This is a genomic window from Pseudoclavibacter sp. Marseille-Q434 (genome assembly GCF_050315415.1).
GTDB lineage: Bacteria > Actinomycetota > Actinomycetes > Actinomycetales > Microbacteriaceae > Pseudoclavibacter.
On the sequence record NZ_JBNPQH010000003.1, the window covers coordinates 342,105 to 365,645 of the forward strand.

The 23,541-nt window shown below is 70.4% G+C and carries 22 protein-coding genes; 8 read left to right on the plus strand and 14 right to left on the minus strand.

The window, feature by feature from the left end; all coding sequences use genetic code 11:
- Positions 1-110 precede the first annotated feature (110 nt).
- Positions 111-4,052 (minus strand): AAA family ATPase, encoded by a 3,942-nt coding sequence (locus ACQFZP_RS13815; protein ID WP_211891700.1) that lies wholly within the window; start codon positions 4,050-4,052, stop codon positions 111-113.
- A 141-nt stretch (positions 4,053-4,193) separates the two neighbouring features.
- Here ACQFZP_RS13815 and ACQFZP_RS13820 point away from each other — a divergent pair, with 141 nt between their 5' ends.
- The 5 genes from ACQFZP_RS13820 to ACQFZP_RS13840 all read left to right on the plus strand — a co-directional run bounded on the left by ACQFZP_RS13820 (position 4,194) and on the right by ACQFZP_RS13840 (position 7,586).
- On the plus strand, positions 4,194-5,297 hold the full coding sequence (locus ACQFZP_RS13820; RefSeq protein ID WP_211891701.1) for a GNAT family N-acetyltransferase: 1,104 nt from the start codon (positions 4,194-4,196) through the stop codon (positions 5,295-5,297).
- Between the two features lie 154 nt (positions 5,298-5,451).
- Positions 5,452-6,162 carry a class I SAM-dependent methyltransferase gene (locus ACQFZP_RS13825; RefSeq protein ID WP_211891702.1) on the plus strand — a complete coding sequence of 237 codons (711 nt, stop codon included), beginning with the start codon at positions 5,452-5,454 and terminating at the stop codon, positions 6,160-6,162.
- A 60-nt stretch (positions 6,163-6,222) separates the two neighbouring features.
- Positions 6,223-6,693, plus strand: a complete 471-nt coding sequence (locus ACQFZP_RS13830; protein WP_211891703.1) for a hypothetical protein — start codon at positions 6,223-6,225, stop codon at positions 6,691-6,693.
- A gap of 55 nt (positions 6,694-6,748) precedes the next feature.
- Positions 6,749-7,198 carry a ribonuclease HI gene (rnhA, locus tag ACQFZP_RS13835; RefSeq protein WP_374100769.1) on the plus strand — a complete coding sequence of 150 codons (450 nt, stop codon included), beginning with the start codon at positions 6,749-6,751 and terminating at the stop codon, positions 7,196-7,198.
- Between the two features lie 22 nt (positions 7,199-7,220).
- Complete coding sequence (locus ACQFZP_RS13840) at positions 7,221-7,586, plus strand: iron chaperone (RefSeq protein WP_104311273.1); 366 nt, start codon at positions 7,221-7,223, stop codon at positions 7,584-7,586.
- A gap of 18 nt (positions 7,587-7,604) precedes the next feature.
- Here the strand turns inward: ACQFZP_RS13840 and ACQFZP_RS13845 are convergent, their stop codons facing one another.
- Complete coding sequence (locus ACQFZP_RS13845; RefSeq protein ID WP_211891704.1) at positions 7,605-8,144, minus strand: TetR/AcrR family transcriptional regulator; 540 nt, start codon at positions 8,142-8,144, stop codon at positions 7,605-7,607.
- Between the two features lie 53 nt (positions 8,145-8,197).
- Here ACQFZP_RS13845 and ACQFZP_RS13850 point away from each other — a divergent pair, with 53 nt between their 5' ends.
- The gene (locus ACQFZP_RS13850) at positions 8,198-8,920 is read left to right on the plus strand and encodes an MBL fold metallo-hydrolase (RefSeq protein ID WP_211891705.1); all 723 of its coding nucleotides are present in this window, start codon (positions 8,198-8,200) and stop codon (positions 8,918-8,920) included.
- 46 nt (positions 8,921-8,966) lie between these two features.
- Here ACQFZP_RS13850 and mutM read toward each other — a convergent pair whose 3' ends face one another.
- From mutM to ACQFZP_RS13900, 10 genes are all read right to left on the minus strand, one after another.
- Positions 8,967-9,836: a bifunctional DNA-formamidopyrimidine glycosylase/DNA-(apurinic or apyrimidinic site) lyase gene (gene mutM / locus ACQFZP_RS13855; RefSeq protein WP_211891706.1), complete on the minus strand. Its 870-nt coding sequence runs from the start codon at positions 9,834-9,836 to the stop codon at positions 8,967-8,969.
- Positions 9,837-9,838: 2 nt separating this feature from the next.
- Positions 9,839-10,585: a ribonuclease III gene (gene rnc, locus ACQFZP_RS13860; RefSeq protein ID WP_179557385.1), complete on the minus strand. Its 747-nt coding sequence runs from the start codon at positions 10,583-10,585 to the stop codon at positions 9,839-9,841.
- A 10-nt stretch (positions 10,586-10,595) separates the two neighbouring features.
- Positions 10,596-10,799 (minus strand): 50S ribosomal protein L32, encoded by a 204-nt coding sequence (rpmF, locus tag ACQFZP_RS13865; protein ID WP_068484295.1) that lies wholly within the window; start codon positions 10,797-10,799, stop codon positions 10,596-10,598.
- A gap of 41 nt (positions 10,800-10,840) precedes the next feature.
- Positions 10,841-11,461, minus strand: a complete 621-nt coding sequence (locus ACQFZP_RS13870; RefSeq protein ID WP_258068027.1) for a YceD family protein — start codon at positions 11,459-11,461, stop codon at positions 10,841-10,843.
- A 44-nt stretch (positions 11,462-11,505) separates the two neighbouring features.
- A complete protein-coding gene (gene coaD / locus ACQFZP_RS13875) occupies positions 11,506-12,006 on the minus strand; it encodes a pantetheine-phosphate adenylyltransferase (protein WP_104252466.1) in 501 nt (166 codons plus the stop codon).
- Between the two features lie 108 nt (positions 12,007-12,114).
- Entirely contained in the window at positions 12,115-12,855 is a 741-nt protein-coding gene (locus tag ACQFZP_RS13880) for a copper resistance CopC family protein (RefSeq protein ID WP_211891707.1), read from the minus strand.
- Between the two features lie 106 nt (positions 12,856-12,961).
- Positions 12,962-15,112, minus strand: a complete 2,151-nt coding sequence (locus ACQFZP_RS13885; RefSeq protein ID WP_211891708.1) for an ATP-dependent DNA helicase RecG — start codon at positions 15,110-15,112, stop codon at positions 12,962-12,964.
- Complete coding sequence (locus tag ACQFZP_RS13890) at positions 15,112-17,568, minus strand: transglutaminaseTgpA domain-containing protein (RefSeq protein WP_211891709.1); 2,457 nt, start codon at positions 17,566-17,568, stop codon at positions 15,112-15,114. The genes ACQFZP_RS13885 and ACQFZP_RS13890 overlap by 1 nt, the downstream gene beginning before the upstream one ends.
- Positions 17,565-18,878, minus strand: coding sequence for a DUF58 domain-containing protein (locus tag ACQFZP_RS13895; RefSeq protein ID WP_104311264.1), 1,314 nt, complete (start codon positions 18,876-18,878; stop codon positions 17,565-17,567). The genes ACQFZP_RS13890 and ACQFZP_RS13895 overlap by 4 nt, the downstream gene beginning before the upstream one ends.
- A gap of 3 nt (positions 18,879-18,881) precedes the next feature.
- The gene (locus ACQFZP_RS13900) at positions 18,882-19,925 is read right to left on the minus strand and encodes an AAA family ATPase (RefSeq protein ID WP_211891710.1); all 1,044 of its coding nucleotides are present in this window, start codon (positions 19,923-19,925) and stop codon (positions 18,882-18,884) included.
- Between the two features lie 106 nt (positions 19,926-20,031).
- On the opposite strand from ACQFZP_RS13900, the gene rsmD reads away from it, so the two are divergent.
- Positions 20,032-20,643, plus strand: a complete 612-nt coding sequence (gene rsmD / locus ACQFZP_RS13905; protein WP_211891711.1) for a 16S rRNA (guanine(966)-N(2))-methyltransferase RsmD — start codon at positions 20,032-20,034, stop codon at positions 20,641-20,643.
- Here the strand turns inward: rsmD and thiL are convergent.
- On the minus strand, positions 20,592-21,725 hold the full coding sequence (gene thiL / locus ACQFZP_RS13910) for a thiamine-phosphate kinase (RefSeq protein ID WP_307852859.1): 1,134 nt from the start codon (positions 21,723-21,725) through the stop codon (positions 20,592-20,594). The two genes, rsmD and thiL, sit on opposite strands and share 52 nt — an antisense overlap.
- Positions 21,726-21,749: 24 nt before the next feature.
- Between thiL and ACQFZP_RS13915 the strand changes: the two genes are divergently transcribed.
- On the plus strand, positions 21,750-22,247 hold the full coding sequence (locus tag ACQFZP_RS13915; RefSeq protein ID WP_211891712.1) for a DUF3515 family protein: 498 nt from the start codon (positions 21,750-21,752) through the stop codon (positions 22,245-22,247).
- 54 nt (positions 22,248-22,301) lie between these two features.
- Here the strand turns inward: ACQFZP_RS13915 and ACQFZP_RS13920 are convergent, their stop codons facing one another.
- Positions 22,302-23,492, minus strand: a complete 1,191-nt coding sequence (locus tag ACQFZP_RS13920) for a D-alanine--D-alanine ligase family protein (RefSeq protein WP_211891812.1) — start codon at positions 23,490-23,492, stop codon at positions 22,302-22,304.
- Between the last annotated feature and the right edge of the window lie 49 nt (positions 23,493-23,541).

The following is a 23,541-nucleotide window of genomic DNA, read 5'->3' on the forward strand; positions in this document are numbered from 1 at the left end:
GAACGCTGCCAGGCGAATGGCCCTTTACGCGGCTCCATTCGGGCCCATTGACTGGCAGCGATCCCGGATGCGCGGGCGCGACGCGGGCAGGCAGGCAGGGGCGACGCGGTTTAGGCGGCGGGCTGGCCCTCGTCGCGCTGGATGCGCTGGCCGACGACCGCGGAGACGCCGTCCTGGCGCATCGAGACGCCGTAGAGCGCATCCGCGATCTCCATCGTGCGCTTCTGATGCGTGATGACGATGAGCTGACTGGAAGCGCGCAGCTCCTCGAAGACGGCGAGGAGTCGGCCGAGGTTGGCGTCGTCAAGGGCGGCCTCGACCTCGTCCATGATGTAGAACGGGCTCGGCCTGGCCTTGAAGATCGACACGAGGATGGCGACGGCCGCGAGCGAGCGCTCCCCGCCGGAGAGCAGCGAGAGGCGCTCGATCTTCTTGCCGGCCGGTCGCACCGAGACCTCGATGCCCGTCGTGAGCATGTCGTCTGGCGCCGTGAGCGTGATGTCGCCGGAACCGCCGGGGAAGAGGATCGGGAAGACCGTGTGGAAGGCCTCCCGCGTGTCCTCGAACGCCGCCTCGAAGACGGTGCGCATGCGCTCGTCGATGTCGCCGACGATGCGCAGCAGGTCGGCCTTCGTCGCCGCGAGGTCGTCGAGCTGGTCGGCGAGGAACGCGTGCCGCTGCTCGAGGGCCGCGAACTCCTCGAGGGCCAGCGGGTTGATGCGGCCGAGCGTCGACATCTTGCGCTCGGCGGCGGCGAGGCGCGCCTGCTGCTCGGCGCGCACGAAGGGCACGCCCACGAACTCCTCCTCCGCATCCTCCTCGAGAGTCGCGGCGAGGTCGTCGTCGAGGTGCTCCGGGAGCGCGGGACCGGGACCGGCTCCAGCTCCGGCGTCACTGGCGGTGTCAGTGTCGCTGGCGGTGTCGGCGTCCGTCGCGCTGTCTGCGCCTGCGTCGGCGCCTGCGCCCGCGCCCGCGAGCGCAGCATCGTTGGCACCTGGGGCGACGCTCGCCGCGCCCGCTGTGCCCACTGCGCCGGCGGCGACGGATGCATCCGTCGCGTCGCCCCGATCAGCGGGCTCCCCCGCGCCGTTCGCAGCAGCCGAGCCCGCCGCCTCGCCCTCGGCGGCGACCTCGTGCCTGGCCCGCTGCTCGGCGAGCGCGGAGGCGATGCGCTCGGCCTTCGCGCGCAGCGCGTCGTCGTCGGCTGGCACGAGCTGGTCTGGCCCGTACTCGGCGACGAGCACGGCCTCGGCGAGGCGCAGCTCGCTCGCGGCGCGCTCGAGCGTGGAACGCAGCGCGCTCTTCTTCTCGTAGATCTGCAGCTCGATGGAGTGCACGTCCTCGGTGATCTCGCTGAGGCGGGCGCGCAGCTGCTGCTCGGTCTGCCGCAGCTGACCGAGCTCCTCGTGCTGGGCGGCGCGTTCACGCTCGGCCTCGGCGAGCTGCTGCTGGGCTTCGGCGAGCGACTCCTGCACGGCGGCGGCGAGGCGCGGGATGGCGACGAGCACGCGCTCGGTCTGGGCGAGCTCCGCGCGGCGCACGACGGTCTCGCGGGCGGCCTTGTCCGCGGCCTGACGGTCGGCTTCGAGCTGGCGTTCGAGGGACTCTGCGCGGAGTCGTTCGCTGCGCGAGCGCTCGCGCAGCGTCTCGAGCTGCAGGCGCGCCTCGACCTCGGCCTCGCGGGCGCGCTCCACCCCTGCGTTGGCGTCGACGCGCGCCGAGGAGTCGAGTTCGGGCCGTGGCAGGGCCTCGTGTTCCGCGAGCGCCGCCTTGGCCGCGCTTGCCGCGTGCTCGGCCGCCTCGACGCCGCCGGAGGCGAGGTCGAAGGCCTTCGCGGCGCGCGCGAGCTCGGCGGTGCCCGCATCCACTCGCGCGCTGGCCCGGTTGAGCTGCTCGCGTTCGGCCGCGAGCGCGCCGTCGAAGGCACGGAGCGCGTCGAGCGTGCGCTTCGCCTCGGTCTTCGCGGCCTGCGATGCGGCGCGATGTTCAGCGAGCGCAAGCGCTGCCTGGTCGAGCTCGTCGGCGACTACGGCTAGGCGGGCGGATGCGCGGTCGCGGGCCGCAAGCAGCTCGAGTCGACTGGTGCCCTCTTCCGCGAAGCCGCCGCGCAAGGAGGTGCTCGTGACGACCTCTCCGGCGCGGGTGACGATGGTCAGCGTGGCGTCCACTGGTGCGTCTCCGGAGGATGCCTGCGCTGCCACCGCGGCCCGTGCCTCGTCGAGCGTCTCGCTGACGAGGACGCGGGCGAGCAGCGCGGCGATCGCGGGCGGCGCCTGCACGAGCTCGACCGCGGGGCGCAGGCCTTCCGGAGGCGTGCTGCCGTTGGCACCGGTCGACGCCGCGGCGGCGGCGCCCAACTCGGCGACCACCTCGACGAGGCCGAGCTTCTCCCCCGTGGCGTGCTCGAGCACCCGGAAGGCGGCGTCGGCGTCGCTCGCGAGCACCGCATCCGCCGTCGAGCCGAGGGCTGCGGCGATGGCGGCCTCGTAGCCCTCGTCGATGCGGAGGTGCTCGGCGACGGGGCCTTCGACGCCGTCGAGGCGGGCGGCGAGGAGGGCCGCGGTGCCGTCCTTGGCGGCCGTCGCGAGAGTGAGCGCCTGCACGCGGGCCTGGAGGGCGTCGCGTTCGCGCTCGAGCTCGTGGGCTCTGGTGCGTCCAGCGTCGAGCTGCTGTTCCGCCTCGCGCTGCGCGGCCTCGGCTCGCTTGTAGGCGGCGTCGAGCTCGCTCGAGTCGGAGGCGCTCTGCGCGGCGCTCGCGTCGAGCTGCTCCTTCGCTTTCCTGGCCTGCGCGAGGCGGTCGTTCGCCGCGTCGCGCGCGTTGCGCTGCCTGAGCACCTCGCCGCGCACCGACGCGAGCTTCGAGGCGGCGGTGTCGGCGGCGCCGCGCAGCTCGCTGCGGGTGAGGTCGTAGGCGGAGATTCGCGTCGCCTGGGCTTGGATCTCGACATCGATGCGGTCGAGCGCGGCACGCGCATCCTGGGTCGCGACTTTCGTCGCCTCCCAGAGCGTCCCGGCCTCGGCGGCCCGCTCGACGAGCACCTCCGCCTCGCGGCGGGCGACGTCGACAGCTTCGAGGGTCACGGTCGGCACGAACGCGGGCGACTCGAGGCGCGACACGAGCAGCCCCTTGCGCTGCGAGGCGAGCGCGTTGAGGTTCTGGATGCGCTCGCGCACGCTCTCCAGGTCGAAGACGACCCGGCGCGCGCCGTCGGCCGCGTCTCCCCGGTTCTCGGCGGCGAGCAGCTCGGCCCGGTTCAGGGCTGCGGTCAGCTTCTCCTGCAGGACGACCCGCTCCTCGGAGCGCTCCTGCTCGATGCCGGTCGCGAGGCGAAGGGCAGCGCGCAGCTGCACGGCGTCGTCGGCGAGCAGGCGCGCCTTCGCGTCGCGTGCGATGGCCTGGATGCCCTGCGCGCGCCTGGCGATGTCGGCCTGGCGGGAGAGCGGCTTGAGCTGACGGCGCACCTCGTTGGTGAGGTCGCGGAGGCGCGTGAGGTTGGCCTCCATCGCCTCGAGCTTGCGCACCGTCTTCTCCTTGCGGCGGCGGTGCTTGAGGATCCCGGCGGCCTCCTCGATGAAGCCTCTGCGCTCCTCCGGGGTCGCGCGCAGCACGGCGTCCAGGCGTCCCTGGCCGACGATGACGTGCATCTCCTTGCCGAGCCCGGTGTCGCTGAGCAGCTCCTGCACGTCGAGGAGGCGCACGCCGTCGCCGTTGATCGCGTACTCGGACCCGCCGTTGCGGAACAGCGTGCGGCGGATCGTCACCTCGCTGTACTCGATCGGGAGCATCCCGTCGGCGTTGTCGATCGTGAGCGTCACCTCGGCGCGGCCGAGCGGCCCGCGCGTCGCGGTGCCGGCGAAGATGACGTCCTCCATCTTGCCGCCGCGGAGGCTCTTCGCTCCCTGCTCGCCCATGACCCAGGCGAGCGCGTCCACGACGTTCGACTTGCCGGAGCCGTTCGGGCCGACGACGCAGGTCACGCCAGGTTCGAGCGCGAGGGTCGTCGGTTGCGCAAATGACTTGAAGCCCTTCATCGTGAGGCTCTTCAGATGCATGCGCGCTCGCTGGCCTCTCGCTGGTGGTCGGACTTCGTTCGTGGGTCGGACCGGGCTGGTTGCTCTGACTGGGTTGGCGGCGCCCCGATCGGCGCGCTGGCGGGGCTGACGGGTCCCTGGCCTGACAGCTACGGTACCGGAGTGGACTACTTCATTCGGGAGCTCACGCCTCCAGAGCCGGCGTCGGCCCGAGACGGGGAGGTCTGGCGCCTGCTGGAGCGCTTCCGCGACATCGTAAACTCCGGATACGCCGCCACCTACGGCGAGGGTCGTCTGCTCGAGACGAGCCAGCGCATCCTCGCCGACTGGACCATGCCGGGCCCCGTCACGAGCCGCCTGTTCCTCGCCTTCCCGAGCGGCGACGGGCGGGACGCGGGCGAGCATCCGGTCGCCGCGGCGAAGCTCATGGTCTCGCCCCGCGACTCCCCCACGCACGCGTACCCGCACGTAGTCGTGGATGCGCCTGCCAGGCGGCGAGGCATCGGCACCTTCGTCGCGGCCCGCCTCGAGGAGCTCGCACGGGCGGACGGCCGCACGTCCCTGCAGGCCTGGGTCGAGCATCCGACCCCGGGAGGCGAGCGGGTGGCCGCGCCGACCGGGCACGGCAGCGTCTCGGCGGCGGACCCCGCCGCTCGCTTCCTGTGGAAGACCGGCTGGGAGCTCGGCCAGATCGAGCGCATCAGCGAGCTGCGCCTCCCGGTGTCGGCCGAGAGCCTGCTCGCGCACATGGAGGCCGCGGCCGCTCGGGCCGGTGACGACTACCGCGTGCTCACCTGGGAGGGCGAGAGCAGCCCCGCGCACCTCGACGACCTCGCGAGGCTCAACGGCGACATGTCGGTCGACGCCCCGGCCGGTGAGCTCGAAGTGGACGAAGAGCACTGGGACGCCGAGCGAGTCGCCCAGCTGGAGCGCCGCGCGCTCGCATCCGGGGCGACGTTCCTGAACGCGGCCGTGCTGCACCTCCCGAGCGGCCGCCTCGTGGCCCAGTCGATGCTGCAGCTCGACCTCGACGACACCACGCGCCCGGCGCAGCAGGACAACACGCTCGTCACGTCGACGCACCGCGGCAGGCGGCTCGGGATGCTCGTGAAAGCCGCGAACCTCGAGCAGCTCGCCGAGCGCTACCCGGAGTGCACGGGCGTCTTCACCTGGAACGCCGAGGAGAACGCACACATGCTGCGCGTCAACGAGGCGCTCGGCTTCACCGCGCTCGCGCCGGAGGGCGGCTGGCAGAAGCGGCTGTAGCGAGCACGCCGGCCGATGTGCGTGATGAAACAGGCCACGACGAGCCAGATGCGCCTCGGCGGGCCACCTCGTCCCGCAGGTTGGACGCGCGTCCGCGTTTGCGGTTCCCGCAAGCGGTATTGCCATCGCCAGCGTGCCTGCGCATGCTGAGCGCATGACCTCGCACCACCACCACGCATCCGATGCCTCCGATCCATCCGCAGCTTCGGGCACGAACGCTGCCGCGGCCGCCGATCAGCCGCAGGCACCCACCGAGTTCTGGGAACAGCTCTACTCGGCGAAGCCCGCGGTCTGGTCTGGCCGCGTCAACGCGAACCTCGCCAGCGTGGCCGGTGCGCTCACGCCCGGCCGCGCTCTGGACCTCGGATGCGGTGAGGGCGGCGACGCGATCTGGCTCGCCCAGCAGGGCTGGCGGGTCACTGGCATCGACATCTCGACGGTCGCCATCGATCGGGCACGCGCGGCAGCCCTGACAGCGGGCATCGATGAATCGCTGATCGACTTCGTGGCAGGCGACCTCGAGACGTGGCGCCCGGACGAACCGCTGGATCTCGCGACGGCGAGTTTCTTCCAGTCGCCCGTGCACCTGCCACGCACGCAGATCCTTCGCGAGGCCGCCCTCATGCTCGCGCCCGGCGGCCACCTCCTCACGGTCGCGCACGCCGGCCCTCCGTCCTGGGTAGAGACCTCCGAGCATCCCGCGCACCTGTTCGTGCATCCAGAGCGCGAGGTCGCCGACCTGGCGTTGCCCGCAGACGAGTGGGAGGCGGTGGTCGCCGAGCTCCGCACCCGCGAGGTCACCTCACCGGATGGGGAACCCGGCACCCTCGAGGACAGCGTGGTGCTGCTGCGCCGCCGCGCCTGACCCACCACTGCCACCCTCCAGGTCTGCTTGACTGAGACCTCGACGACAAAGGAGTGAACAGTGAACGGTGCTCGACCCTTCCTCGTCGCCGGGGCGGGACTGCTGGCCATCGCCGTGTTGACCGGATGCGCCTCGTCACCTCCCGAGGATGAGGCGCACTACGCAGACCTGGCGCGCGCGGCCGACGAGAGGGACGTGCTGCCTGCCGCCGTCGAGACCACCCAGGACGGCGTCGAAGTAGATGTCGAGACGGTCAGGCTCGCCGCGGAGAACGACGGGACACTCGTCTTCCTCGCGCGCGGCACGCAGGGTGGTGAGGACTCCGTCTGCCTCGTGCTGACCGGACCTGGCGACGAGGACTGGGGGCTCACCTGCAGCATCGTCGGCGGGAGCTTCGGGGATGATCGCTCCACCTACTTCGTCGTGCCGGACGATGCGGGGCCGGAGCGCCTCCCCCAGGACATCTCCCTCACCCGGCTGAGCGAGAACGTGTACGTGAGCCCCGCGGCCGCGCCGGAGGAAGTGCAGTGAAGCCGGACGGCGGCGCGTACGCTATCGGTTTTGGCCGTGAATCCGGAGGACGCACGTGAGCGATGTTGTGATGTACACGGACGGCGCCTGCAAGGGCAACCCAGGGCCTGGCGGTTGGGGGGTCTGGCTGAAGTCGGGCGACCACGAGCGGGAGCTGTTCGGCGGCGAGCTCAACACGACCAACAACCGCATGGAGCTCAAGGCCGTCATCGAGGGCCTCAGCGCACTCAAGAAGCCCTGCAACGTCGCGCTCTACCTGGACAGCCAGTACGTCCGCAAGGGCATCACCGAGTGGATCAAGGGGTGGAAGGCGAAGGGGTGGAAGACCGCTTCGAAGCAGCCCGTCAAGAACGCGGAGCTCTGGAAGGAGCTCGACTCGCTCGTCGAGGACAGCGGCCACACCATCGAGTGGCGCTGGGTGAAGGGCCACTCAGGCGATGTCGGCAACGAGCGCGCCGACATGCTCGCGAACAAGGGCGTCGACCAGGCACGACGCGGCGGCTAGGCCGCTTCCGTAGACTCGAAGCATGGCTGAGACGGCGAGCAGCATCGACGAGTACCTCGAGGCACTGAGCCCGGAGTATCGGGGCGAGCTCGAGCGCATCCGTTCGATCGTGAAGCGCATCGTGCCGGAGGCCGAGGAGAAGATCAGCTACCGGATGCCGACGCTCGCCTACAAGGGCAGGGCGCTGGTCTACTTCACGGCGTCGAAGAAGCACCTGAGCTTCTACCCGTCCGAGTGGGCGATCGAGGAGTTCGCAGACCGCCTCACCGACTACACGACGACGAAGCACGCCATCCAGTTCACGGTCGCGAAGCCGCTTCCGGATGCGCTCATCGAGGAGCTCGTGACGTACCACGCACGGCAGATCGACGCCGGCCGGCAGCAGTAGCTCGCGACTCGACGCGAGCTACTGCGTGCTGATGGCTCGGGTGATGCTCGCGAGCCCGAAGCGCCACGCCTCGTCGACGTCCCCGCCGAGGTTGAAGCCGCTGTTGAGCTCCATGCTCACGAAGCCGGCAGCCCATGCCGTGAGCGTCCGGGCCGCCTCGAGCGCACGTTCTTCACCGGCCAGTTCGCCCGCGAGCCGCAGGATGCTCTGGCTGGCGGACGCTCCGAACTCGGGCCGTGCCGTCGGCGTCCCCGCGCCCGGCGTCAGGATCAGTTGGAAGGCGGCTGGCCGCTCGTGGCCGAAGGCCCGGAACTCGCCCGCGAGCTGCTCGAGGCTGCCCGCCTCATCCAGCCGCTCCCCGAGTTCGCGGAGGGTCGCTTCCGCCACGAACTGGATGAGCTCCTCGCGGTTCGCCACGCGCTTGTAGAGGGACGGAGCTCGCACGCCGACACGGGCGGCAACCGCCTGCATGCTGAGGCCTGCGAGCCCCTCGCTCTCGAGGAGGTCGCGGGCAGCGAGCACGATGGCGTCGAGGGAGGTCCTGTCCGGGGTAGGCATACATCCACTATAGCTATTGACAGTAGCCATGATGGCTACATAGATTAGCCATCATGAGACTCGACACTTCGCTCCACCGCATCGGCAACGACATCGTGGCCGCCTACCTCGTCGTGACGCCGCAGGGCGTGACCGTCATCGACGCGGGTCTGTCCGGCCACTGGCGCGAGCTCGTGACAGAGCTCGCGACGCTGGGGCTCACGGTCGCCGACATCAGGGGCGTGATCCTCACGCACGGCGACTCCGACCACGTGGGCTTCGCGGAACGCCTCCGACGCGACCACGGTGTGCCGGTCTTCATCCACGCTGCAGACGCGGAGCGGGCAAAGGGCGGTCCGAAGCCAGCGACCGCGAAGCAGCAGATGAGGCTCGGCGCGCTCCTCGGGTTCGCCGCCTACTCGCTCCGCAAGGGTGGCGCACGAACCGAGTGGCTGACAGAGGTCGTCGAGGTCCAGGGCGGCGAGACCCTCGACCTCCCTGGCTCGCCTCAGATCATCGGCATGCCCGGCCACTCCGCGGGCAGCATCGCCGTCTATGTGCCGGTCGCGGATGCGGTCTTCGTGGGCGACGGACTCACCACCCGCCACGTCCTGACCGGAGCGGAAGGCCCGCAGCCAGCCCCGTTCACTGACAAGCCCGCCCAGGCGATCGCATCCCTGCGGGCCATCGTCGACACCACAGCGAAGTGGGTGCTGCCCGGCCACGGGGCCCCGTGGAGCGAGGGAGTGGAGGCGGCGGTGGCGGCGGTCGAGTCGGCGGCCACTGGGCCCCGCTGACCGCGATGCTCGTCCACGCGACCCAGGACGTCGCTGGTGGCGGCGGCTAGCGCTCCCGCTGGCACTTCTCGCAGAAGTGCGAGCCGCGGTTCTGGAACTTCTCGCGCACGATCGGCCGCCCGCACCTCGGGCAGGGCTTCCCCTGCCGCCCGTACACGTTGAGCGAATGCGCGAAGTACCCGGCCTGCCCGTTCACGTTGACGTACTGGGCATCGAAGGATGTGCCACCCTCGGCGAGCGCCTTCGCGAAGACCTCGCGCACGTGCTGCAGCAGCTCCCTCGCCTTCGACGGCGACAGCCCTGCCGTGTTGCGCGCGTAGTGCAGCCGCGCTCGCCACAGCGCCTCGTCGGCGTAGATGTTGCCGATCCCCGAGATGAGCGTCTGGTCCAGCAGCGCTGACTTCACGCCCGTCTTGCGTCGCAGCAGCGCGGCCGACCAGGCGTCGTCGTCGAAGTGCGGGTCGAGCGGGTCCCGGGCGATGTGCGCGACCTGCGATGGGACATGCTCGCCCGCGACGTCCATGGTCGGCACGAGCCGGTCGATCGCGAGCGAGCCGAACACGCGCTGGTCGGCGAACGCCACCACGAGGTCGCCGGCAGGGCCGTCGACGCGGATGCGCGCGCGCAGGTGACGGTCGTCAGGAGCGTCGGAGGAGCGCAGCAGCATCTGCCCGCTCATGCCGAGATGCGCGGTCAGGGCCTCCTCGCGGCCCTCAAGCGGGAGCCACAGGTACTTGCCCCGGCGGGAGACGCTCGAGAACCGCGCACCCTCGAGCGCACCCACGAAGTGCGTCGAGTCACCGAGGTGACGACGGAGGGACCGCTCGTCGAGCACCTCGACGGCGGACACGGATGCCCCCGTCACGGCGGGGGCGAGGCCGAGGCGGACGACCTCGACTTCAGGCAGCTCCGGCACGGCTAGGAGACCGAAGGGGCGACGTCGTCGCCCTCGCTCAGCTGATGCCACGCGGCAAGCGCCCCAGCCACTTCGGCCTGCTTCTTGCTCGTGCCGACACCCTTCGCCTGAGCGAGGATGCGCTTCTTCTTCAGCACCGTCACCGTGGCAGTGAAGCTTCGGTCGTGCTCGAGCCCGGATCCCTCGACCTCGTACCTCGGCGGCTCGGCACCGCGAGTATCGGCGAGCTCCTGCAGAGCGGTCTTCGGGTCCTGCTCGGCGCCGAGGCGCCACACGACCGCGAGCTTCGGCTCCACCAGTCGCAGGATCAACTCGGTCGCGACGTCGACACCGGCGGACAGATAGGCGGCCCCGATGACCGCCTCCATCGTGTCGGCGAGCACCGAGTCCTTGTTGTTGCCACCCGTCAGGTGCTCGCCGCGCCCCAGGTGCAGATACTTCCCGAGGTCGATGCCCCGAGCGATCTCCGCCAGCGCCACCGTCGAGACGAGGGAAGCGCGCAGGCGCGACAGCTGCCCCTCCGTGTAGTCGGGGTACGTGCGGTAGAGCATGACCGTCACGGCCTGCCCGAGAATCGAATCGCCGAGGAACTCGAGGCGCTGATTGTCGGGGATGCCGCCGTTCTCGACCGCGTACGACCTGTGGGTCAACGCGAGCTCGAGGAGCGCGGGAACGAAGTCGACCCCGAGGCCGCCTGCCAGCTCAGCTGACGGTGCGGCGTCGGGGTCGATGATCTTCACGTCGTGCATGACGCGAGGATCAGACGTCTGCGACCTTGCGGCCCTTGTACTCGAAGAACAGCGGAGTGCCAGCTGCGTCCTCGACAACCTTCGCGCGGTGCGGGAGGCTGTAGGTGACCTTGCCGTTCTCAACGGTCTTGACGAGGGTCGGCACGGAGGCCTTCCACTGCGAACGACGCGAACGCGTGTTCGAGCGGCTCATCTTGCGCTTGGGGAGAGCCATCGGCGTCTACCTTTCATCTTTCATCGTGCAGGGAGGCGAGCTCATCTCTGGCCCGACTCCCCCTTGTAATCATGGTTGCGCGTGCCCTCACGAACATCTGTCTCACGAGGACCCGCGACTTCCTCAGAACCCGTTGCTGGTTCCTCGGCTGCTTCTGTTGAAGCGCCAAACCCTGCCAGTGCCGCCCAACGCGGGTCAACCGCGGGCGCCTGCTCTTCGAGCGGCTCCACCAGCTTCTCGCCGGTTTCGGGATCTAGGCCGAGGCAGTCCGGCCGACAAACCGGCTGGAATGGCAGTGCGAGCACTACCGCATCGCGAACGGGCGGTTCAAGGTCGACAGTGTCGTCGTGAACCTCGTACTCGAGGGCTTCGTCGCGAGCATACGCGAAAAGCTCTGCGAAATCGACCCGGAGCGGCTCGTCCAGCGGCGTCAGGCATCGGCTGCACTCCCCGCTCATCCGGGACTCGAGGCTTGCGGTCGCCAGAATGCCGTCGTGCAGCACCTCGAGACGCACGTCGAGCTCGATCGGCGTGCCCTTCTCGATGTAGCCGAGCCCTTCGCCGATGCGCTCAGGCGCATCGAAGTCGAGCTCGAGGGTGCGCATCGTGCCGGCCTTGCCCACGATGGTCGCGATGTTCACGAGGTACGGAGAGGAAGTCACCGGGAGATTGTACGCCCTCGGCTCGGAGTGCATCCCGAACTCCCTTACTCGATGGAGGTGTCGGTGTCGCCCTGCAGGTACTCGTACACGACGCGCGGCACGTACGGCGAGACGTCGCCCCCGAGGCCAGCCACCTGACGGACCAGCGAGCTGGACACGTGCGCGTGACTCGGGTCGGGGAGCATGAACATCGTCTCGACACGGGCGAGGTTGCGGTTCACGATCGCCATCGGCGTCTCGTAGGTGACGTCGGCCTGCGAGCGGATGCCCTTCACGATGACCTTCGCGCCGACATCGGTGCAGTAGTCGACCAGCAGGCCGACGCTCCAGGAGGCGACGCGGACGTTGCCGCGGATCCCGCTCGCCGAGACGGCTTGCTCGATGAGCTCCACCCGGCGTGCGATGGGCAGGAGCGCGTGCTTGTCCGGGTTGTGCACGACGACGACGTGCACTTCCTCGAAGACCGAGGTGGCGCGCTGGATGACATCGAGGTGGCCAAGGGTCACCGGATCGAACGAACCGGGCACAACAGCGATTCTGCTCATGCGGACAAGACTACGGGGCACTTCCTGCGCGAAGCGCGCACGAGAACCACGTTGCCGCTCGCGGGCGGAACGCGGGGCCGGAACGCCGCCCGGCGGGCCAGCTCAGCGTCAGCGCGCGTTGGGCGTGTCGTCGTCCTGGTCTGCCGTCGGCTCGTCGGCCTGCGGCTTGCGGCTCGCCTCGAGGTCAGCGGCCTTACGACGGAACACGAGGAAGGAGACGAGGACGACGGAGACTCCGGCGAGCCCCATGAGCACCCAGGCCCACGCTGGGATGCCCGAGTCCTGGGGAACCGGGGTGCTGGATTGCTCCGCCGCGCCTGTCGCTCCCGCGTCGCTGTTGGTGAGCGTGGACCCCTTCGTGTTCTCCGCGGCTCCGAAGCCGGCGGGCGCGGATGCTGAGGGCTGCGCGTCCTCGACGGAGGCGACGCCCTCGGAGACGGTGAACGGGATGGTGCCGGAGATCGGATGGCCGTCGGAGGAGACGACCTGCCAGTTGAGCGCGTAGTCTCCGGCAGCGAGCTCGGGGAGCGCCTGGTCGACCACCGTGCCGTCCACCGTCGCAGGCGACTCGAGGTCGACGGCGGTCTCCTCCACGGCACTCACCGCGAACAGCTCGATCTGCGGTCCGAGCGTGCCCTCCGACTGCACTTCCGCGGAGAACGTCAGGGTCGCGCTCGCCGGGGCCACCTCCACGGCTTCGTCGGCGGAGGGGCTCGACTCGACCAGCGAGTCGTGCGCGGAGGCGTACTGCGACCCGATCCCGAGCGCGAGCGCCAGGAAGGCCAGCATCGCGGCGATCATCAGGCGGGAGGCGATACGGAGCGAGCGCACGGAGGAGGAAGAGGTCACCGGACCATCGTAGGCCAGGGGCCCGACCTGGCCCCTGGCACCGGCCTCTTCTCGTCCGGCCCCGTCTGGGCGAGCCCCGCTCGCCTGACGGCACCGACCGCGGCCGTCAGGATTTGCCGAGGAACTCCCGCTCCTCGAAGCTGTGGCGGCCTATCGCCGCCTTGAGGTCCGGCCAGCGCTTCAGGCTCCAGTCGTCGTTGATCAGCAGAGCGGCTTCGTCTCGCGCGGAACGGATGAGGTCTGTGTCCTCGATGACCCGGAGCAGCTTCAGGGATGTCCGCCCGCCGGATTGTGCAGTGCCGAGCACGTCGCCCTCGCGGCGCAGCTCGAGGTCGCGCTCGGCGAGCTCGAAGCCGTCGAGCGTCTCCGCCACTGCGTTGATGCGCTCCCGAGCAGTGGATTCCTCCTCGGAGTTCGAGACGAGCAGGCACAGCCCCGGGTGCTCCCCTCGCCCCACGCGACCGCGCAGCTGGTGCAGCTGCGAGACGCCGAAGCGGTCCGCATCCATGACGATCATGACCGACGCGTTCGGCACGTTGACACCGACCTCGATGACGGTCGTGGCGACGAGCACGTCGATCTTGCCCTCCGCGAAGGCCCGCATGGCGCCGTCCTTCTCGTCGCTCGGCATCGCCCCGTGCACGGCGGCGACGCGCTTGCCCGCGAACAGCGGATGCACGGCGAGCGTCGGCGCGAGCTCCATGACGGCGGCGACCGGCTGCGGTGCCTCCTCGCCCTCGGCGGGCTCCGCCGGCTCGGAGGGCTCGATGGCCGGGCACACGACAAACGCCTGCCGCCCGCGGTCGACCTCTTCCGCGACGCGCTGCCAGGCGCGTTCGAGCCAGTGCGGATGCTCGCGAGTCGCGACGACGAACGTCTCGATCCTCTGGCGCCCCTTCGGCATCGTCACGATGCTCGAGATGTCGAGGTCGCCGAACACCGTCATCGCGACCGTGCGCGGGATCGGTGTCGCGGTGAGCACCAGCAGGTGCGGCGGCTGGGCGCCCTTGGCGCGCAGCGACTCGCGCTGCTCGACCCCGAACCGGTGCTGCTCGTCGACGATGACGAGGCCCAGGTCGTCGAACATGACGTCGTCGCTGAGCAGCGCATGGGTGCCCACGATGATCTTCGCCTCGCCGGCGACGACGCGGAGCGCGGCCCGCTTGCGCTCGGCTTTCGGCATGCTTCCAGTGATGAGCGTTGGCTTCAGCCGCTCGGCGAGCTCCGGCCCCAGCGAGTCGATGATCGAGCGGTAGTGCTGGGACGCGAGCACCTCGGTGGGAGCGAGCATGGCCGATTGTCCGCCTGCGTCGGCGACCTGCAGCATCGCGCGCAGGGCGACGAGTGTCTTCCCGGAGCCGACCTCGCCCTGCACGAGGCGGTGCATCGGCACGCCGCGCGCGAGATCCTTCGCGATCTGCCGACCGACGGTCTTCTGGTCGGGTGTCAGCTCGAAGGGCACCAGTTCGTCGAAGGCCGCGAGCATCGGGCCGATGTCGTCGGTCCTGGCCCGGGCGGCGACGAGCTCGGAGATGGCGCGACGCTGCAGCAACGCGGCCTGCAGCACGTAGGCCTCGGTGAAGCGCAGTGACTCCCGCGCTCGTTCGAGCAGCTTGAAGGTCTCGGGTTGGTGGATGGCGCGCATCGCCTCGTCGTAGCTGTACATGCCGAACATGGCGCGCGTCTCGACGGGCACCGGGTCGCGCAGGAACGGGACCGCCTCGAGCACCGCCTGGACGGCGGCCGCGACCTTCCAGGTGGGCAGGCTGGCCGTGGCCGGATAGATCGGGATCGGCTCCTTCAGCCACTGGTCTCGACGCTCCGACAGGGCCTCGAGCGGCGCGTTCTCGAACAGCTCGTACTCGGGATGGGCGAGCTGGATCGCTCCCCGGTAGGCGGACGCCTTGCCGGAGAAGATGCCCGTCACGCCCGGCTGCAGCTGCTTCGCCCGCCAGCTCTGGTTGAAGAAGGTCAGCGAGACGATGCCCTTCTCGTCAGTGATCTCGACTTCCAGGATCGACCCGCGGCGCGCCCGCATCTGGCGGTCGCTGACCCGGAGCACGCGTGCGACCAGGGTGACGTGCTCACCGAGCGGCAGCGACTCGATGGCGGTCATCTCACCCCGACGCGCATATCGGCGCGGGTAGTGCTCGAGCATGCCGGCGACCGTCGTGACGTCGAGCTGCTTCTTGAGCTGCTGAGCGTCGCGCTTCCCGAGCACGTCCTCGAGCGGCGTGTCGAGGCCGAATCCGTCCATCAGCGCCTTCCTGACAGGGAGGCCGGGGCGAGCACCGCCCGGCGACGGACGGCGGGCGGTGCCGAGACTCGGAGCGCTGCCCTGACCACGAGGACATCGTTCCAGAGCGCCGACCGCTCACCTGCGCTCAGCTGCTGCCCGGCTCCCGGGTCCGAGAAGGAGGCGTGCTCATGCTCGACCCGGATGCGATCGAGCGCGGAGCGTGCGTCATCCACCTCCCCGACTGCGGGGTCGGTGGCAGACGCAGAGGCAGGAGCAGGAGCAGACGTGTCTGCCGCGCCGCCGCGAGCCTCGACGGCGCCAGCGATGGCGGCGACGACCGCCTCAGGGGTGAGTCCGGCGGCGAGCCGGACGCCGTAGTCGACGGCGCTCTCGCAGACCTCCTGCCAAGCCGCGGTCCCCGCGCTCGGATGCTGCGGCGGCGTCCCGGTCAGGACCGCGGTTCGGCGCGCTCGACGTCTGGCGCCGCGCAGGAACGCCGGGATGAGGAGGAGCGCGATGATCGCCAGCGCTCCGGCGATGACCGCCAGCGTGATGAACACCGCGGTGAGATCGATGCCCGCCTCTTCATCCTCCTGCGCGCCGGGGCTGTCCGCCGCACCGGTCGGAGTCGGTGTCGGCGTCTCCGGCGGCACGGTCGGCGCCTCCGTGCTCTGGGTCTCGACAGGGGTCGGCGTCGGCGTCGTGGTCTCGAACGGGTCGATCGTCGGCGCGGTCGTCTCACCCGGGCCGGGCGCGACGAGGTTTCCGAGGGCACCTGCGGGCGTCGTCTCGAACATGACCCAGCCGTGGCCGGGCAGGTAGAGCTCTGCCCACGCGTGGAGCTGGTCGCTCGTGACGGTGTAGACAGGCTGCCCCTCGGCGTTCAGCTCCCCCGCGGAGCCCGGCGTGAAGCCGACGCCGATGCGGGAGGGGATGCCGAGCATGCGCGCCATGACCGCCATCGACGACGCGTAATGCACGCAGTATCCCGCTCGTGCGTCCAGGAAGGCGGCGATGACGTCGAGGCTCGTTCCGTCGTACCCCTGCTGGACGGGCGCGGTCTCCGAGTACGCGAAGCCGTCGGCGAAGAACGCCTGGAGCTGCAGCGCCTGCGTCCCGGCGGGGGCATCCTCGTCGACGATTTCGCCCAGCACGTCGCGAATGCGGTCGGCACTCGGCCCCTCCGGCACCTGTGTGAGCGGTTCGAGCTCGGGCGGCACGTCGACCTCGAGCTGCGAGATGGTCTCGAAGCTCGGAGTCGGCACCACCGTCTGGATCTCGTAGTTCTGCGCCAGCGCTTCATCGTTCGCGCTGCGCACGTCACCGGTCCGCTCTTCGAGGAGGAACTCCCCCTGCAGGTCGACGATGCTGGCCGCGAAACCGGGTCGCGGGAGGAACGAGCTCACGCCGTCGTTGAGCACGATGCGCGTCGTGAACTCGCTCGACTGCGCCCCCGCCGAGACGCCGGTCGGGAGTGGCAGCTCGCCCCCGTCGATCGCCACGTTCCCGTCGAACGCGCCGGGAGTCCAGTCGTCGCTGCCGTTCAGGTCGCTGAGCGTCTGCAGCGTCAGGTACGGCAGCGACCCCTGGTCCGTGGTCGTCGCATAGCGGAGCACCTCGACCGCGTTATTGCGCCGAAGGTCCTCGCCGAGGTCGATGATGGGGTTCGCCCGGTTCGTGGACAGCCCGGTCGTGGACGTCTGCCGGATCGCGTCGATGCCGGTCGGCGCGGGGACGACGGTCGAGGCGACGAGGACGGCAACCAGCGACACCGCGGTGACGCCCAGCGCCCCGCCGAGGCCGGCCAGGCCTCTGCTGTCGACGAGGAAGCCCTGGTACGAGAGCTCCTCGTCGTGCACACGCTGGTGCCAGCTCGACACCGCGTAGAGGAACACCGCGAGCGCCAGCGCGGCGAAGACGTACGCCCAGCCGTCGAACGCGTCGATGCCGAGGGCCATCGGGATGAGCGGGAACGCGAGCAGCGGCAGCATCGCGAGCGAGCGACCCCTGATGCCGAACACGAAGAAGTCGCAGAGCACCACGATGATCGCGACGCCGATGAGCACGAGCATCGTCATGGCGTCGGTCTCGCGCAGTGGCGCCGCGTCGGAGCGAAGCTGCTCGACGAGCTGCTCGGTGAGCACACCCCAGCCCTCGACCGTCGCCCGCGGCGAACCGCGCCCTGTGAAGCTCACGAGAACGATGGCGCCGCCCACGATCGAGGCGATGAGCGCCCAGAGCTGCGACCCGGTGAAGGTGCGGACGAGCGCGGCGGCCCCGAGCATGATCGTGACCAGGACGATGGCCTTCGCCGACCACGTGTTGGTGTCGAAGATCGGCCAGAGAAGGTTCGTCGCGCTGTAGATCAGCACGGCGAGCGAGACGGTGACCACCCATGAGCCGTTGGCGCCCGGGGTCCCCTTCCAGCCTTGGCGGCGACGCATCTGCGCCGTGGTCGTGGCCTGCGCGCTCATACGGTGGCCTCCAGCTCGAGCACGGGCGTGAACGGCCGCGCGCGGGCGGGTGAGTAGACGGCGACGTTCCAACCGGCTTCCGTGAACGACGTCAGGGTGGCCGGGGGCACGGGCCCGTCGGAGACGAGCAGCGCGAGGGCTGGCGAGGCGACGGACGAGAGCGATCGGATGGCGGCCAGGCCTTCCCCGCCCAGGTGACGGTGCACGTAGACGACGGGAGTGCGCGCCACGCGGGAGATGTCGTCGACGACCTCGGCGCAGGCCTCCCGTCGCTCGGCGTCGGGCTGCGTGAGCATGAGTCGGCGCATGACCCCTTCGAGGGCCTCCTCCGACGGCGTGCGCGTGCTCTCGGCGTCGCCGTCGAGAGCGGCGTGCGTCTCGAAGAGCTCGGTCTCGTACCCGAAGCGGTGGAAGCGTGCGAGGACCGAAGCGGCGAGAGAGACCGCGAGCTCGAACTCCGCATCCACGGCAGTCGACGGACTGGCCTGCTCGTTCATGAGGTCGATGATCGTCATCGGCGCCTTCGGCTCCTCGACCGCGGGTGCCCCGCTCGTGTCGAGGATCACCACGGAGGTGTCCTCGGCGTGGTGCTCCTCCTGGCGGACGCGCAGCTCTCCCGCGTGCGCCGTCGCACGCCAGTGGATGCGTCGCAGCGGGTCCCCTCGTCGGTAGTCGCGGGTGAGCACGTCGTCGGAGTCACCCGACTGCGCGACACCGGCCTCGACCTCGCCGCCGCTCTTGCCGCTCGGCACCGACATCGCCGGCAGGTCGACGACGCGTGGCCACACCTCGACCTCGGTCGCCTCACCGATCTTCAGGACTCGCCGGGTCAGACCGAGGCCGTCCATGTTGTCGAAGAACAGGGGCCCGACCTCATGGACTCCGCGCCGCATCGAATCCACACCGTAGGCGACCCGGCGACGCCGCTTGTCCTCGTTGCGGTTGATGCGTGAGCCGATCGCCGGCAGCACGCCGCCGACGCTGGACGGCTCCGCACCGGGCAGCAGATCCAGGTAGGAACTCGGCTCGAGCGCGATCCAGGACCGGTTTCGGACCTCCGTGACCACTCGCATCCGATCACCCACGGCGAGCGTCGTCGGGTAGATCGTGCGCTCGGCCTCGAGGCGCGGGCGCCAGATGAGGCGAAGCACGTAGGCGACGAGCGGCAACGCGACGAGGAACCCACCGAGGGCGAGCAGCTCGCCCCGACCGAAGACCACGGCGGCGGCTCCGAGCAGCACGCCGACCACCACCAGGCCGATGGCTCGGCTGGTGGGTCTCAGCCGCCTCTCGATGCGCTTCGTCGCCACGCGCTACGCGGTCGCCGCGCTCGTTGGGACGGCGATCTGCTGCGAGATCTGGTCGATGATGCGGGCGGCGGATGCAGACGCGGCGGTGCCCCTCGACCCGCGGGCGCTCAGCACGAGACGGTGCGCGAAGACGGGACCGACGAGCTTTGCGACGTCGTCCGGCACGACGAAGTCGCGTCCGGCGACCGCCGCAGCCGCGCGCGAGGCGCGGACGAGGTGCAGGGTGGCGCGGGGGCTCACGCCGACGCGCACATCTGGATGCTCGCGCGTGGCCCTCGCGAGGTCGACGATGTACTGCTTGATGGCGGGGGCCACGTAGATTCGCGACGCCTGCTCGATCATGGTCGACACGTCGGTCGCGCTCAGCGAGGCGCGCACGCTGGCGAGGGGGTCGCTCGAGTCTCGGCGGTCGACCATCGCAAGCTCGTCGTCGCGCTCGGGGTAGCCCATCGACATCCGCGCCATGAAGCGGTCCCGCTGCGCCTCGGGGAGCGCGTACGTGCCTTCCATCTCCGAAGGGTTCTGCGTGGCGAACACCGTGAACGGCGCGGGGAGCTTGTGCGTGACGCCGTCGACCGTGACCTGGCCCTCCTCCATGCACTCCAGGAGCGCCGACTGGGTCTTCGGGGAGGCGCGGTTGATCTCATCGCCGATGACGACGTTCGCGAACACCGGGCCCTGCTGGAACTCGAAGCGGCGCTCGACCTGGTCGTAGATCGCGACACCCGTGACGTCCGACGGCAGGAGGTCAGGGGTGAACTGGATGCGGCTCACGCTCGAGTCCATCGCCGCCGCGAGCGTCTTCGCGAGCACCGTCTTGCCGACGCCGGGCACGTCCTCCACCAGCAGGTGACCCCCGGCGAGGAGCACGACGACGGCGAGATGCACCTGCTCGTCTTTCCCCGAGATGACCGACGACACACTCTCGCGGATCTGACGCGCGCCATCCTGCAGCGCAACGGCTGTGCTCGATGCGCGCTCGCGCCCAGTAGGCGCGGCTGACAGGGCCGTCGCCGCTGCGGTCTCCCCGCTGTTGCCGTGTTCCATGGCCACCTCCGAATTCAAGTGCCCATCATTCCACGCACCCCCGACAAGTTCGGCCAGAAGCTCGCCACTGTGCATGCAGTCGCGGCCTCACGGCTACGATCGCTCCGTGACACGCATCATCGCAGGAGCCGCCAGGGGCCACTCGCTCTCCGTTCCCAAGAGCGGCACTCGTCCGACCAGCGACCGCGTCCGGGAGGCGATGTTCTCGTCACTCGAGTCGCTGCTCGATCTCGGCGGTGTCGCCGTGCTCGACCTGTACGCGGGTTCCGGGGCGCTTGCGTTCGAGGCGCTCAGCCGAGGCGCGTCCAGCGCCGTGCTCGTCGAGCAGTCCAAGGCGGCCACGACCGTGCTGCGCGCCAACGCCGAGCTGCTCGCTCGCGTGACGCGTGAGCAGGGCCGCCGCACGGTGACGACGCGTGTCGCGCAGAGCTCCGTGTCGAGCTACCTCCGCACTCCCCCTGCCCAGCGTTTCGAGCTCGTGTTCATCGACCCGCCATACGAACTCGGCGAGGCGGAGCTCGCGGAGGCGCTCGAGGCGCTGATGCCGCACCTGGCGCCCGAGGCGGTCGTCGTGATCGAACGCGGCTCGCGCTCCCCCGCCCCGACCGTTCCGCACAGCTTCGATCCGCTGCGCCGCAAAGCCTACGGCGAGACGATCGTGTACAGCTACGAGGCACTGCCCGTCGAGGAATCAGACGCCGAGAAGTCCCAGGCGTAGGGGTCCCAGCCCCACGCATCCCTCGGCTCGCCGTCGACGCGCACCGCCGAAGCGGCCCCGTCTGCCGCCGAATGCACCCGCCCGATCGCGCGGAACCCGTCCGGCAGCGTCGCCCAGGCCGGAAAGGTCGCCAGCAGCCCGTGGTCCTCGCCGCCGACCACGACGAGCTCCACGGCGCGCGCCCGCCGCTGGGTCTCGTCGAGCTCCGGCATCGCGGCGCGCAGCGCTGCGTCGACCACTTCGATGTCGGAGCCGAGCACTGAGGTGCCGATCTCGAACCGCACACCGCTGGCCCGGGCCAGCCTGGTCGCATCGAGGAGAAGGCCATCGGAGACATCCATCATCGCCGTCGCGCCGGCCTCCCTGGCCGCGAGCCCCAGCGAGGCGTCGATCGTGGGCGCGAGATGCCAGTCGACCACGGCGGCGACGGCGTCGCCGCGCGAGCGCAGGGCCGCGATGCCCTCGGCGAGCGCCTCGCCCCGCGCATCCCGGGCCAGGGCATAGAGCAGCGAGAGCCCCGCACCGCTGCGCCCGGCCGGGCCGCTGAGGGCCAGGACATCGCCGGCCTCCGCCCCGGACCGCGGCACCGGCTCTCCTCCGCCCAGGTCGCCGAACGCCGTGATCGCGATCACGAGCTGTTCGCTCGTCGAGAGGTCGCCGCCGATGACGCCGCAGTCTGGGGCCATCTCGCGGAGAGCCTCGGCGAAGCCCTCGGCCAGCTCCTCGACCCAGGAGACCGCCGTCTCGCCGGGGAGCGCGAGCGCCACGGTGATCGCGGTCGGCGCGGCGCCCATGGCCGCGACGTCGGCGAGGTTCGAGGCACACGCCTTGCGGGCGAGATCGCGAGCCGACGACCAGGCGAGACGGAAGTCCGGCCCCTCGATCATGAGGTCGGTCGTGATGACGACCCTCCCGTCGCCGGCCGCCAGGACGGCAGCGTCGTCACCGGCTCCGAGCACCCCGGCTCTGGCAGCGGGAACCCTGGCGAGAATGCGCCGCAGCAGCTCGGCTTCGCCGCAGTCGCCGACCGTGAACACGGCAGCAGCGGGACGGCGGGACGCTTCATCGGAAAGGGCGGGCACCCGTTCACGATAGCCTGGGAGCAAATGCTTCGAACCTCTCGCTCCGCCTCTCGAATCGGCTCCGCCGTGGTCGCGACCGCCGCATCCATCGTGCTGCTGACCGCCTGCAACAGCGCCAGCGTGCCCATGGAGCCCGCGCCGGACGCGGCAGCGCCCGAGTGCGCGGAAGTCTCGGTCCGTCTCCCCTCCACCGTCGACGGGCTCGAGCTGCGGCTCACGAACGCGCAGGCCACCGGCGCGTGGGGCACCCCGGCCAGCGTGCTGCTGCGCTGCGGCGTGCCGACGCCGGGGCCGACCTCCGCCGAGTGCCGAAACCTCAACGGGATCGATTGGATCGTCGACGACAGCCAGGCTCCGACCTACCGGTTCACGAGCTACGGTCGCACGCCCGCCGTCGAGGTGATCGTAGACTCTGACGTCGCATCGGGCGTCAACGTGCTCATCGACCTCGAGGATGCGGTCGAGAAGCTGCCGAAGACGGGCGCCTGTGTGGGCGCCGACGACGTGCTCGGCTCCCAGTAGCGGCCCACCAGGTCGCTTCCGGGTGCTCGCCCCGCGGACGCCCGGGCCCCTCCGCTAGCGCGTGAGGCGTGCCTCGCGGGCCGCGGCGTGCGCGCTCGCCACCTCGATGAGCTCGGTGATGAGCTCCGGGTAGCTCATGCCGCTCGCCTGCCAGCACTTCGGGAACATGGAGATGGGCGTGAAGCCGGGCATCGTGTTGATCTCGTTGACGACGAAGCCCTCGTCGGTGAGGAAGAAGTCGACGCGCGCGAGACCGGACGCGCCGAGCGCCTCGAAGGCGCGGATGCCGAGCTCCGCCATCTCCTCGAGCAGCTCGTCGCTCAGATCGGCGGGGCAGCGCAACTCGACGCCTGAGTCGTCGAGGTACTTCGCCTCGAAGTCGTAGAACTCCGCCTTCGTCATGACGATCTCGCCGGCGACGGACGCGCGCGCACGCTCCCCTGGACGCGACTCGAGCACGGCGATCTCGACCTCTCGGCCGGCGACTGCCGCCTCGACGAGCACGTGGTCGTCCTCAGCGAGGGCTGTGGCCATGGCGTCGGCGAACTCCTCGAGCGCAGCGACCTTGCTCACTCCGACGCTCGAGCCGGCGCGGGCCGGCTTGATGAACACCGGAAGCCCGAGCTGGTCGATGACCTCGGCCGCCAGCGACTCACCCTGGGTGTCCCACTGATGCTGCGTGATCGTGACGCCGGCCGCGACCTGCAGGCCGGCATCCCGCAGCACGATCTTCGTGTAGTGCTTGTCCATGCCGACGCTCGCGGCGAGCACCGACGACCCCACGAAGGGCAGACCGACGAGTTCGAGCATGCCCTGCACGGTTCCGTCCTCTCCGAACGGGCCGTGCAGGATCGGGAAGACGAGGTCGACCTCGCCGAGCGACGTGCGCTCCGTGAGCTCGGCACCGGCTTCGGCACCCAGGGCGTCACCCTCGACTCGGGAGACGGTCACCTCGCGGTGCTTCGCGGAGTCCGGCAGGTGGATGCGCGTGCCGTTGTCGACGACCTCGGGCAGCTTCTCGGGGTCGAGCGCGAACTTGTCCGCGTCGTCGTCCTCCAGCACCCAGGCGCCATCCCGCGTGATGCCGATCGGCAGGACACGGTACTTGTCGCGGTCGATCGCGCCGAGGACACCGCTCGCCGTGGCGCACGAGATCGCGTGCTCGCTCGATCGGCCGCCGAAGACGATGGCGATGAGGGGCCGCGAGTCTGCGGCTGCGGTGGCGTTCGGCTGAGCGGTCGACATGAGGGTTCCTTCCACGAGCGACTCTTCGCTCACCGCATCAAGGGTACGG

Coding starts and splice junctions, on each gene's coding strand:
- ACQFZP_RS13815 (WP_211891700.1), bottom strand. CDS start 4,052: ATGCATCTGAAGAGCCTCACGATGAAGGGCTTCAAGTCATTTGCGCAA.
- ACQFZP_RS13825 (WP_211891702.1), top strand. CDS start 5,452: ATGACCTCGCACCACCACCACGCATCCGATGCCTCCGATCCATCCGCA.
- ACQFZP_RS13840 (WP_104311273.1), top strand. CDS start 7,221: ATGGCTGAGACGGCGAGCAGCATCGACGAGTACCTCGAGGCACTGAGC.
- ACQFZP_RS13845 (WP_211891704.1), bottom strand. CDS start 8,144: ATGCCTACCCCGGACAGGACCTCCCTCGACGCCATCGTGCTCGCTGCC.
- ACQFZP_RS13850 (WP_211891705.1), top strand. CDS start 8,198: ATGAGACTCGACACTTCGCTCCACCGCATCGGCAACGACATCGTGGCC.
- rnc (WP_179557385.1), bottom strand. CDS start 10,585: ATGCACGACGTGAAGATCATCGACCCCGACGCCGCACCGTCAGCTGAG.
- rpmF (WP_068484295.1), bottom strand. CDS start 10,799: ATGGCTCTCCCCAAGCGCAAGATGAGCCGCTCGAACACGCGTTCGCGT.
- coaD (WP_104252466.1), bottom strand. CDS start 12,006: ATGAGCAGAATCGCTGTTGTGCCCGGTTCGTTCGATCCGGTGACCCTT.
- ACQFZP_RS13885 (WP_211891708.1), bottom strand. CDS start 15,112: ATGGACGGATTCGGCCTCGACACGCCGCTCGAGGACGTGCTCGGGAAG.
- ACQFZP_RS13890 (WP_211891709.1), bottom strand. CDS start 17,568: ATGAGCGCGCAGGCCACGACCACGGCGCAGATGCGTCGCCGCCAAGGC.
- ACQFZP_RS13900 (WP_211891710.1), bottom strand. CDS start 19,925: ATGGAACACGGCAACAGCGGGGAGACCGCAGCGGCGACGGCCCTGTCA.
- ACQFZP_RS13915 (WP_211891712.1), top strand. CDS start 21,750: ATGCTTCGAACCTCTCGCTCCGCCTCTCGAATCGGCTCCGCCGTGGTC.
- ACQFZP_RS13920 (WP_211891812.1), bottom strand. CDS start 23,492: ATGTCGACCGCTCAGCCGAACGCCACCGCAGCCGCAGACTCGCGGCCC.